Annotated in this window: 7 protein-coding genes, 1 tRNA gene and 1 pseudogene; 4 read left to right on the forward strand and 5 right to left on the reverse strand. The window is 66.6% G+C overall.

Going from position 1 to position 11,710, the window contains the following annotated elements; all coding sequences use genetic code 11:
- Nucleotides 1-77: 77 nt before the first annotated feature.
- From ASG45_RS13115 to ASG45_RS13130, 4 genes are all read left to right on the forward strand, one after another.
- A complete protein-coding gene (locus tag ASG45_RS13115) occupies nucleotides 78-2,777 on the forward strand; it encodes a transglycosylase domain-containing protein (RefSeq protein ID WP_055838423.1) in 2,700 nt (899 codons plus the stop codon).
- On the forward strand, nucleotides 2,774-3,697 hold the full coding sequence (locus ASG45_RS13120) for a metallophosphoesterase (RefSeq protein ID WP_055838427.1): 924 nt from the start codon (nucleotides 2,774-2,776) through the stop codon (nucleotides 3,695-3,697). The genes ASG45_RS13115 and ASG45_RS13120 overlap by 4 nt, the downstream gene beginning before the upstream one ends.
- Nucleotides 3,698-3,811: 114 nt before the next feature.
- Nucleotides 3,812-5,335, forward strand: a complete 1,524-nt coding sequence (locus tag ASG45_RS13125) for a hypothetical protein (RefSeq protein WP_055838430.1) — start codon at nucleotides 3,812-3,814, stop codon at nucleotides 5,333-5,335.
- A gap of 166 nt (nucleotides 5,336-5,501) precedes the next feature.
- Nucleotides 5,502-5,578: transfer RNA gene (locus tag ASG45_RS13130), tRNA-Pro, on the forward strand.
- A gap of 610 nt (nucleotides 5,579-6,188) precedes the next feature.
- On the opposite strand, the pseudogene ASG45_RS16775 reads toward ASG45_RS13130, so the two are convergent.
- The 5 genes and pseudogenes from ASG45_RS16775 to ASG45_RS13150 all read right to left on the reverse strand — a co-directional run.
- A pseudogene (locus ASG45_RS16775) lies at nucleotides 6,189-6,740 on the reverse strand (recombinase family protein); the annotation flags it as partial.
- A 420-nt stretch (nucleotides 6,741-7,160) separates the two neighbouring features.
- Nucleotides 7,161-8,114, reverse strand: coding sequence for a DMT family transporter (locus tag ASG45_RS13135; protein WP_055838434.1), 954 nt, complete (start codon nucleotides 8,112-8,114; stop codon nucleotides 7,161-7,163).
- A 68-nt stretch (nucleotides 8,115-8,182) separates the two neighbouring features.
- The gene (locus ASG45_RS13140) at nucleotides 8,183-9,136 is read right to left on the reverse strand and encodes an N-acetylglucosamine kinase (RefSeq protein WP_156459448.1); all 954 of its coding nucleotides are present in this window, start codon (nucleotides 9,134-9,136) and stop codon (nucleotides 8,183-8,185) included.
- Nucleotides 9,133-10,278, reverse strand: coding sequence for an SIS domain-containing protein (locus ASG45_RS13145; protein ID WP_055838437.1), 1,146 nt, complete (start codon nucleotides 10,276-10,278; stop codon nucleotides 9,133-9,135). Before ASG45_RS13145 ends, ASG45_RS13140 begins: the two co-directional genes overlap by 4 nt.
- A 14-nt stretch (nucleotides 10,279-10,292) precedes the next feature.
- Nucleotides 10,293-11,585 (reverse strand): D-tagatose-bisphosphate aldolase, class II, non-catalytic subunit, encoded by a 1,293-nt coding sequence (locus ASG45_RS13150; RefSeq protein WP_055838440.1) that lies wholly within the window; start codon nucleotides 11,583-11,585, stop codon nucleotides 10,293-10,295.
- Nucleotides 11,586-11,710: the final 125 nt, after the last annotated feature.

Consider the following 11,710-nt stretch of genomic DNA (forward strand, 5'->3'; position numbering starts at 1 on the left):
CGCGCGGGATGAACGCGTACGCGTGCGGGCGCACGCCTTCGAGGCATCGCCCAGCAACGTCGCTTAGCATCAACCCTATGCCCGAGAACAAACGTACGGCTAGCGGTGCCCTCGGCGGCATCGTCGGCCTCGTCGGCCTGAGCGCGGTCGCCGGACTCCTGGTCACCGCCGCCGTGACGCCGGCCATCGCCGTGTCCGGCGCCGCCGCCTCCAGCGCCATCACCATCTTCGACAAGATGCCGAGCTACCTGCAGCCCGACGAGCTCATGGAGCCGACGACGCTCATGGCCGGCGACCGGGTGCTGGCGAAGTTCTACGACCAGAACCGCTCCCCCGTCACGTTCGACCAGGTCAACCCGGTGATGTACGACGCGATCCTGTCGTCGGAAGACCCGCGGTACTACCAGCACGGCGGCGTCGACCTCATCGGCACCACCCGCGCGCTGCTGAGCAACGCCTCGGGCGGCGAGACGCAGGGTGGCTCGTCGATCAGCCAGCAGTACGTCAAGAACGTGCTCGTGCAGCGCTGCGAGCTCGAAGCCCGCGCCGTCGAGCCCACCGACAGCGACCCCGGCATGACGCGCGACGAGGCACTTCAGAAGTGCGCCCTCGAGGCCGTGCAGTCCGAGGGCACCGAGGGCTACCAGCGCAAGCTGCAGGAGATGCGCTACGCCATCCAGCTCGAGAAGGAGTACACGAAGGATCAGATCCTTCTGGGCTACCTGAACATCGCGAACTTCGGTGGCACCACGTACGGCATCGACGCCGCCGCGCGGTACTACTTCAACACCCCGGCCTCGCAGCTGAGCGTCAGCCAGTCGGCGATCCTCGCGGGCATGGTGCAGAACCCCAACCGCTTCCGCATCGACCGCGCCGAGGGGTCGATCTTCGACAACGACGGCACGGCGTACAACAAGCAGCCCGACGGCTCGATCGACGACGTCGATCAGGGCACGATCCAGGCGTTGTACACGCTGCGCGACAACGGCGAGATCACGCAGGAGCAGTTGCTCAACGCCGCCGACGGCTACAGCGAGACCAAGGGCCGACAGCTCTACGTGCTCAGCCGCATGGAGGTCGACGGCAAGATCACGCACGAGCAGTACGTGGCGGCCGCCCTCGAGCCGATCAGCCCGGTGATCACGCCCACCAGCCAGGGCTGCGCCTCGTCGGCCGCTCCGTACTTCTGCCAGTACGTCGTCTCGACGATCCTGAGCGACCCGGCCTTCGGCACCGACACCGACGAGCGCGTCCGCGCGCTGCGTCAGGACGGCCTCACGATCCAGACGACGCTCGACTGGCGGGTTCAGGATGCCGCGCAGAACGCGATGAACGCCTACGCGCCGCAGAGCTTCGACGGCATGAAGTTCGGTTCGACGGTCGTGAACACGGAGTCGAAGACCGGTCGCATCCTCGCGATCGCGCAGAACACGAAGTTCACGCAGGACCCGGGTCAGGCCGAGGCCGATCCGTCGTTCAACTCGGTCGTGTTCGCCGGTGACAGCACGAACGGCGGCTCGATCGGCTTCAGCGCGGGGTCGACGTTCAAGCTCTTCACGCTCGTGGACTGGCTCGAGAAGGGCCACTCGCTCAACGAGACGCTGAACGGCCGCATGGGTCCGGTGCCGAACATGACGAACTCCTGCACCGGCAACTACGTCAACATGAACAACGACCGCATCAACAACTTCGCCAACAACGGCGGCTACGTGGGAACCCCCATGATGTTCACGCGCGACTCGCTGAACACCGGCTACCTGCAGATGGCCGCTCAGCTGGATCTCTGCGACATTGCCAAGACCGCGAAGAAGCTGGGCGTCACCCGGGGCGACGGCACCGACATCACGATGCAGTACGCCAACAACGTCATCGGAAACGACAACGTCTCGCCCATCGCCATGGCCGGCGCGTATGCGACCGTGGCGAACGGCGGCACGCTGTGCCAGCCCAAGGTCATCGACAAGATCACCGACAACAAGGGCGCCGACCGCGCGATCCCCGAGCGCACGTGCTCGCCCGCGCTGACCCCCGAGATCGCGGCGACCGCGGCCTACGCCCTGCAGGGCGTCATGGCCGGCGGCGGCACCGGCTCGCAGGGCAACCCGCGCGACGGCACCCCGGTGCTCGGCAAGACGGGTACCCACGAGGGATGGCAGACCTGGATGATCGAGTCGTCGACCAACACGACGACCGCGGCCTGGGTCGGCAACTACGAGGGCAGCGAAGACCTGTTCCGCAAGTACTGGGGCGGGCGCGCACTTTCCGACATCCGCTACCCGCTCGCCGCCGACGTCCAGCGCTCGTCCGACGACTTCTACGGCGGCGACCGGTTCCCCGACCCCGCCTCCAACCTGCTGCGCACCATCCAGCGCGACCTCCCGAACGTCGTCGGTCAGAGCATCGACAGCGCCCGGTCCACCCTCGAAGGCGCCGGTTTCCGCGTCTCGATCGGCGACCCGGTCGACTCCGAGTTCGGCGGCGACCGCGTGGCCGCGATGAACCCCGGCGCGGGTTCGGCGGCCGCGGGTTCGGTCATCACGCTCAGCCCCGGCAACGGGCAGGGCGGCACCGTTCCCGATGTGTCCGGGCAGCCGGTCAGCTCCGCGCGTGCGGCGATGCTGTCGGCCGGGTTCGGAACCGTATCGATCGGGTCCTGTCAGCGGGACGGCAATGCGCCCGCAGAGGGACGCGTCGCCTCGACGAGCCCCTCCGGCGGTACCTCGGCGAACAAGAGCACGCCCATCACGCTGGCCATCGTCGCCAAGGACTGCCCGTGACGCGCCCCCTCGCGACGGCCGCCCTCGCACCCCTCGGGGTCGCGGGGGCGGCCGCTGTCGGGGCAGCGGTGTGGGGAGTGGGCATCGAGCGGTATCTCTTCACCGTGCGCTATCACGCTGTCCGCGTGCTGCCGCCGGGTGCGGAGCCCCTCCGGGTGCTTCATGTGTCCGACGCGCACATGGCTCCCTGGCAGCACCGCAAGCAGGAGTGGATGTCGAGGCTCGTCGAGCTGGCCCCCGACCTCGTCGTCAACACCGGCGACAACATGGGCCACCGCGACGGTCTCGTCGGGGTGCGCACCGCCTTCTCGTCGCTCCGCGGCGTTCCGGGTCTGGTCGTCCACGGATCCAACGACTTCCAGGAGCCCGCGCCCCGCAACCCGCTGCGGTACTTCCTCGGCCCCTCGGGTCACCTTCCCGCGCACAAGCACCTCGACATCGACGCGCTCGATCGCTTCTTCGCCGTGGATCTGGGGTGGAGCATCCTCGACGACACGGCCGTCTCGCTCGAGGTGAAGGGCACGCGCATCACGGCGTTCGGCGTGAACGACGCCCACCGCAACTGGGATCGCCCCGAGCTCATCCCGCCCGTGCTCGACACCTTGGATGCCGCCGACCTCCGGATCGGCGTGATGCACGCGCCCTACCGGCGGACGCTCGACACGTTCACGGGTCTCGGCGCCGACGTCCTGCTCGCGGGCCACACGCACGGTGGTCAGGTGCGCGTGCCATTCAGCCGCAAGGCGCTCGTCTCCAACTGCGACCTGCCGCTCGACCAGGCGCGCGGTCTGAGCGAGTGGACGTACGACGGGCGCACGGTGCCCCTCAACGTCAGCGCCGGCCTGGGGCACTCGATCTACGCCCCGGTGCGTTTCGCGTGCCGGCCCGAGGCGACGCTGCTCACGCTGCTCCCCCGCTGACCCGTTCTCCCCATCCTCGAAAGGGGCCGTTCCTTCCACGGAACGGCCCCTTTCGCCGTCCGGGGCATCCCTTCAGCGAGCACGATCGAGTCTCCTCGACCGAAGGGACTCCGCATGAACCATGCTCCCCCGCCCACCCGCCGTCGCCTCCCGGCCTTCCTGGCCGTCCTGGCCGTGCTGCTCAGCAGCCTGACCATCGCTCCGGTCGCCCACGCGGCCGATCAGGGCACCGGCTTCGGCACCTGGGCTCCCCTCTCGCGCACCGGTTGGCACGGCTCCATGCGAGTGGGCGACGTGCACACCTATTGCATCCACCCGGGTCTGCCCGTCGCCACCGGGCCCACGACGGACCACGGCGTCACCTCCGACGTGAACGGCCTCAGCCCGCAGCAGCTCGTCTCGATCAACCACCTCGTCAGCACGTACGGCCAGACCGACGACGCCGTGCAGGCGGCTAGCGTGGGCTGGGCCGTGAAGGCGATCGTCGACCGCGACACGACGCTCCACTCGTGGGGGTATTCCGGCGACCAGTTGCCGGAGGCCATCGACTTCATCATGCGTCGCGCGAGCCCCGAGAACAGCGCGGCGATCCAGGAACGCACCCTGCAGTACCTCGCCGAAGCGGAGGCGATCCGGGTGCCCCGCACCGGCGGCTCGCTGACGCTCTCGGCGGCGCAGGACCACCCCACGCGCGGCACACTCTCCGTCGACGTCGACCCGGATGCCACGGGCACACTGCATCTGCAGAACGCGGTGTTCGCCGACACGGGGTCCGCCGATCGACACGACGTGCGCGGGGGTGCGACCTACGCGATCATCGCCCCCGCCTCGGCCTCGGACGACGGGCGGCCCTACACGGTGCGCGCAACGGGCTCCTTCTCGGTGCGCGCCGCCGCCATCCGGTACTACTCGACACCCGATCAGCAGGAGTCCGCCGGTCCCGCCGGCCCCCAGACGTTCGAACTCTCGACCCAGGATGCCGCGCCCCGGCCCGTGCAGTTCTCGCCGCGCGTGCAGACGATCGCCCGTCTCGAGGGGCGCCGCTTCGTCGACGACGTCACTGTGTCGACACAGGACGGCGTGTGGCCGCGCCGGGCGGACGGGTCGTTCGTCATCCTCTCGGCCACCGCCGACATCTACCGGACGGGCGCTTTCCCCGCCGAGGCCGACGAGGTCCCGGCGTCGCTGAAGCCCGTGGCCCAGCTCACGCTGCGCACCGATCCGCTCGAGGGGGCGGGAACGTACACCGTGCAGACCGAGGCGGATCTGCCGGGCGCCGGTGTGTACACGGCCGTCTGGCGCATCGAGCGCTCCGCGCAAGATGCGGATGTCGTGCCGCACCTGCCGCCGTCCTTCCTGTGGGTGGAGCGGTTCGCCTCGCCCACGCAGACCGAGCAGCTCGTTCCGACGCCCCCGGCAGACCCGACACCCGCGTTGACACCCGCGGCCACGGTGGTTCCCGTGCCGGCTGCCCTCCCGACGGCGCCACCCGCAGCGCTGCCCGCGGTACCCGTGCTGGCGGCCACGGGGGTCACGACGGCCTCGCTCGGCGCCACTGGCGGCCTCGCGGCGGTGCTGCTCGGTGCGGGGCTGGTCGCGGCCCACGCAGCCCGGCGACGTCGCACTCCGCAGCCCTGAACGGAGGGAGGCCGCCGCGTCACGCGCGCGGCCTCCCTCCTCGGGGTGCGAGTTGACTAACCCGGACGGATGAACCCGCGTAGACGAACGCGCCCGTCCGAGCGCGCCCGAATCCCGCAATGGTTCGAAGCATGCCGCCCGACGGGGTAGACTTTCCTAGTTGCAACGGGGTGTGGCGCAGCTTGGTAGCGCGCGTCGTTCGGGACGACGAGGCCGCAGGTTCAAATCCTGTCACCCCGACCAATTCAAGAATGTTCCAACCTTTGGACGAAGAAGCAGTTTCAAAGGTGCTAGCGAGGAAGCCTTCCGTAGATATGCGGGAGGCTTCCTCGCTTTTTGCTGGGGTGACGTGATTCCCGCAGCGGCCGTTCAATTCTTGGACGGCCGCGTTGATCACCGTGCGTTCTGCAGCAAGGACGACCTCGCCGAGCTCGTCGCGATGGACAGTAAATTTGTTGAAAAGTCCCGCGAGGACATCTCGCCGGACGTGGTGAGGTGAACCGCGGTAGAGCTTGCCGGGGTTGTCGAGAAGATCAAGCTGCGCATCGGCAGTCTCGACGCCGACATTGAGGCTGGCCAGCGTGTGACTGAGCTTGTTGGCGACTGCGCCCTTCTTCAGGGTGATCTGGTTGAGCTTGTCGCGGAGCTTGGGTGTCGAGACTGATCCGTCGGCCGCTAGCTCAATGAGACGTACCTCGTGGTCTTCGAGCTTGCGGAGTTCGGCGGTGAGAGAAGCCTTCATCTGGCGGTCCTTCTCGCCCATGTGGTCACGGGTTAGATGGAGCCGCGAGCGAAGCGCCTCGATGTCGTCGGAGGTGAACCCTTCGCGCGTGACCTCGAGAGCGACCTGCTCCTCAAGGTCTTCCATCCGAAGGGTGCCAAGGGTGCAGTGGTCACGTTGCTTGCCCGAGCGGACCCAGTATTCGTACGTGCCGCCGTTACCAGTGCTCTGTGAATACACAAGACGGCGGGTGCGTCCTTGATCGGCGCACAGACCGCAGTAGAGCATTCCTTTGAGATAGTGGAAGTGGACGAAGTCTCGGTCCCCCTTGCGGTTCCTGCGATCCAGGATGGATTGACACGCGACGAAGGTCTCCTGGGTGATCACCGCAGAGTGCCGACCCGGATATAACTCCCCCTTGAACGGCAACATCCCGGTGTAGTACGGGTCCCGAAGAATCTTCGCTAGAGCGCTCGACGACACTGGCCGCTCGGGACGTTTCGCAGAGGCGCGGGTCGTGAGACCCATGTCGCCCAGGATCGACGCAAGCTGCCAGACGGAGTATTCGTCGGTCGCGTACTGCGCCGCTGTACCGGCGACAGGCCGAAACAGCCGCGGTGGAGTCCACCGACATGTGGATACTGGATGGACGCGAGCGAGCGGTGGAGGATTCTCCGGCTGCATGTCAAGGGCGGGACACGCTCGCGGCGCCCGTGCGCGAGACGGGGATCAGTGTGCGAACCCTGGATCGCCGGCTTTAGCGCTGGAAGAGCGACAGCACTGTCTCGCTGCCCGCATCAGTGGCAAGTGCCACCCGGCCGCCGCCTCCGTCGTCACCGCTGTTGAACGTTTCGCTTCACTCGCCCCAGGCTCGACAGAACGAATGCGCGGGGCGGCCCCGGCTCCGAAAAGGAGCCGGGCGTACGTCGTTCTCGGCCAGGGTCAATTCAGGCGTTCGCCCCAAGAAACGAAGGGTTTCGATGGTCCAGTTGATCGCGCACCGTCGATGTGCACCGACCGCGAGAGTGAATATGTTGCCTCCGTAAAACGAAAGCGATGGGGCCGGCGGTCCATGCAGACCACGGGCCCCATCCGAATATTGGGTCAGACCTTTTCTTCTTTCGCGGTCGCGGCGCGTTCCGCCAGGACGGGGTCCGCGCCGGCGGCCAGATCTTCTCCCCGCCTCTCGTCGGAGTAGACCATCAGGGTGGAGCCAAGAAGGGCGAGGATGATCGCAATAGTGCCGTAGATGGACGGCAGCGTCTGGTAGGCGATGAGCGCGATCACCACGGTCAACACCGGGGCCAGGGCATTGGTGACCGGCGCGACGACGGATGCTTTCCCTCGACTCAAGGCCATCACCAGGAAGAGCGCGCCGATCGCGTTCAGCACCTGGGTGCCTGCGGTCAGCGCTGGCGCCTGCCAGGGCGCGTCCAGCGGTAGCCCCCCCATCATCAAAATCGCGAACGGGATCAGGATGATGCCGCTGATGGTCATCCAGGAAAAGGTGGTCGCGTCGTTCACGCCGACCGTCGCCGCCTTGCGCATGAAGAATGCCTGCACGCCCCACGCGATGCAGACGCCGATGGCGATGAGCAGCCATGGGCCCGAGCTCGTCCCGTCGGCGCTGCCGGACACGCTGAACAGCACCAACGCGGCGAGCACGGCGACCAGGCCGCCGACGGCGAGCTTCGACAGCCGTTCGCGCAGGAACGCGACCGCCATGAGCACTGTGATGGCAGGCGAGATAGACACGATGGGGAAAATCAGGTAAGCGGGTCCGATGACGAGTGCCTGGAACAGGAGCAGCTGCCCCCCGGCGCCGGTCAGGCCGATGATAAGGCCGTAGAAGGCGGCGATTCCGCGTCGGTCAAACTTCCTCTGACGGGCGACGATGAACACCGTTGGGATGATCATCGTGATCGCCCAGATGACGTAGATCATCTCTTGCGGGTACCCGTAGAGGTTGGTGGGCGCTGCGGAAAATGCCCCCCACACTCCCCAAAAGAGGACGAGGAGTCCAGCGTAGACGAGCCATGAGTTGGTCTTTTTCATCATGTCTTCCTTGACTTGTGCCGCCGTGACGGTCACGGCGGGGGGGCGGCCACACGGTCGCCGGGAGAGGGCTAAGCAGTTGCGGGCAGGAGGGGGAGGTTGGCGCCGGAGAGCTTCAGTGCGTAGAGCGCGCTTCCCAGATCCGGGGTGTGGTGAGGTGTCACCAGCTGGTATCCCTGCCCGGTCCGGCTCAGCCCAGCGGCGAACGTGGCGAGGAAGGACGGCGCGGAGAACATCCCGCCGGAATATGACACCTTGGCGATCTCGTCGGGCTGGAATCCCAGAGCGCCGCGCAGCGTCACTACGAGCTCGACCAGTTCTTCGGTTGCCTCGAGGAGGATGCGGGAAGCGTGCGGGTCGCCCAGGTCGGCGGCGGTCATGACCACCTTCGCCAGGTCGGCAATGCTGGTGCGCTTCGCGCCCCACTCGCTGACCACTACGCCGATGAGATCGAGGTCGTGGGTGACTCCGACCCGCTCCCGCATCAGGTCGTAGAGGGGGCCCTTCGTCATCCGACCGTCGGCCATCCGGCTGAAGGCGTTGAGGCCAGCGATGCCGATCCAGTGGGCCGATCCTTCGTCGGCGAATACTTCGCTCCAGCCTCCGACGCGCTGCCCAATGCCGCCGCGCTCCCCGTACGCCATCGACCCGGTACCGGCGATGACGTTGATGCCGTCCTCGCCGCCAAGCGAGCCTGCCCAGCCGCCGATCATGTCGTTCCCGCACTGGTAACGACCGTGTCCCAGCGCCTTGCGGGCGATGTCATCAATGCGTTCCACGTCGCCGCTGGCCTCCCCAAAGCCGGGGACACCGAAGAACGCGAAGTCGATCTCGGCGGGGGTGATGCTGGCCACCTGGGTGACCTCGGCGAGGCCGGCGCGCAGCACCCGTTCGAGCAGCTCGATACCTTCGTCGAAGTAGTAGGAACTGGACTGCTTGGACGAAGCAATCGGGGTTCCAGACCCGTCGATCAGGAGGAACGCGGTTTTTGTTCCGCCCCCGTCCATTCCGAGGTAGTAGCTCACCGTCCCTCCTCCTCAGCGGTGAAGGGGTGGATTCGGACGCCCTGAACAACACGGTTCACCGATCCGTTAGGGAAGGGGTTGTCCGGTGTGCAGCCCAGGTTCATCGAGGTGTCGAGGGCAAGGAGTTGAGCGAATACGATGAGGGACACGGCACGGAGTGCATCGGGTGCGGTCGGTGCTCCCAGCATAAAGTCCTGGTCGATGGGCGCTTCGTGGACACCCACCCGAACCACGTGCGTCGGGTGGGCTGCCCGCAGCTCGGCGACGATGTCGTCGTCGTACTGGGCGGTGTATTCCTCTGCGGACTGGAAGACGACCACGAGGGTTTCGTCGTCGACGAGGGCCTTGGGGCCGTGTCGGAACCCCAGCGGAGAGTCGAAGAAGGCGACCACTTGCCCCGCGGTGAGTTCGAGCATCTTGAGGGCCGACTCTCGTGCGAGACCCGTCAGCGGGCCGCTGCCGAGGTAGACGACGCGGCGAAACGGGAAGTCGAGCAAAGAATTGATGCGTTCTTCTTCCCGGCTGATGAAGCGGGCCACGTCATCGGCCAGCCCGTCCACGTGCTCAAGCAGTTCTTCGATGAAACTGCCCAGTACGGTCAGCAGCATTGAGCTAAAGCTTGAGGTCATCGCGAAACCGGTGTCGTTCGTGGTCGGCGGAAGGACCAGGACCAGCGACTGCGTGCCGATGTGGGCCCGAGCGAGCTCCCCATCCTCATCGCAAGTAATCACCAGGTGGTGTGCGGAGGTGAGCACCCGGGTGGCCAGGTTCGTGGCGGCGACGCTTTCGGGGCTGTTGCCTGATCGTGCGAACGAGACGACCAGGGTGGGCAGGTCCTGGGCGAATACCGCAGCCGGGTTGGACACGATGTCCGTGGTCGCGATGGCCTCGACACGGCGGTCAAGGGCCTTCGACAGGGTGGTGGCGGCAATCTCGCCGACGAAGGCGGAGGTACCGGCCCCGGTGAGTACGATGCGCAGATCACGCTGAGCGAGCAGCGGCGCAAGGAACGCAGTGATCTCGGGGCGCCGGTTGCGCAGCAGGTCGGCGCTCTGCCGCCATGTCTCGGGCTGGCGCACGATCTCTCGATACGTCGCGGTGGGAGTTCTCGTGGTATCGACGCGAGGGTCGGTGATGGTCATCAGTTCGCTCTCTTTCAGATTCCAGTGGGCGTGCATGCGGCCGCGTAGTCACGGAGGACATCGCGCACCTTGTCGATGACGAGTTCTTCCGGGTCGGCCGTCAGGTGACCGGCGCGCACACGCAGGTACTGGGCCGGCAAGTACTGGCTGAGGAGCGGCTCGGGGATTCCCGCCGACCGGAGGTTTTTGATCAGGGTGGTGACGGCTGCGTTGATGATCGGATTGGGCCAGTAATAGCGCAGACGGTCGCTGTAGCTGAAGCCGCGAGCCATGCGCTGCTCGTGCGGGTCGCCTTCGTAGTAGTTGGCCCACCATTTCGGGTCTGCGGCCATCTGCTCTTCGATGACGGCACGCAGCCGGGACGCCGTGTCTGCCGGGACAATCTCTTGCTCGATGGCGGCGAGGGCGAACAGTGCCTCCCGGAGCGCGAAGGTCAGGCCGGGACCAACCTTCAGGATGATCCAGTTGCCCTCGACGAGGGCGCGGAGGTTTTCGGGACGCTGGTAGTCGGTGGAGTGTGCCTCGAATACCAGGGTCGGTTCGTCATCGAGAATCGCGCGCAGCTGCTGCGTCGCCTCGGGGAGATAGTCGACCACTTGTAGGTGGTCAAATTCGACAGCCGGTTGGACGACCAGCGCGATTACTCGCGTCCACGCGTCAGCGAGATCGGCTTTCTGCACTGCTGAGCGGTGCACCTCCAGCGTTTGCCGGGCGCTGTCAGGCGAGGTGGGTCGGAGATGCTCGAGGGTTTCGGTGGCACCACCGGGGGTGGGGACCTCGGTGCCGATGACGTAGACCAGGTTCGAGCGGTCAATCCCGGTCTTGATCGCCTCATCTTCGGCCGCCCACATCAGACGGACGGCGCGGTCGGCGACGGTGTCGTCGGCGAGCGGAACGGTGTCCCCCGCGCAGGCCATGCTGCAGTCGAGGTGGATCTTCTGGTAACCGGCGCGAACGTAGCTGCGCACGAGCTCCTCCGCGAGTTCCATCGCGGCGGCGGGACCCTGATCACGCCACCGGTTCGGACCGAGGTGGTCACCGCCGAGGATGATTTGCTCTCGAGGCACTTGCTCCTCGTCTGCGAGGGTGAACAGGTCGTCGCGGAACTGCTCGGGCGTTCGGCCGGTGTAGCCGCCGAACTGATCGACCTGGTTCGATGTGGCCTCCACCAGTAGAGGGGTACGGTCCTCTCGGACCTGGCGCAGAGACGCTCGCAGAACTGTTGGGTGCGCGGAGCAGACGGCGTAAATTCCCCGGGATGGGCCGGACTTGTGAGCCTGAATCAGGGTCTGGAGGGGGCTGGTCATGAGCGCTCCTAGTGGTGGCAACATTGGCTGAGTTGAGGCGGCAAAGCTCGTGTATGCAGTGTGCGAACGAAATGACCATTCGTGCAAGATGCGTCCCGATATGATCAATAAAACTGCATGTATGA

Origin of the sequence: Microbacterium sp. Leaf436 (assembly GCF_001424715.1) — a bacterium.
Taxonomy (GTDB): domain Bacteria; phylum Actinomycetota; class Actinomycetes; order Actinomycetales; family Microbacteriaceae; genus Microbacterium.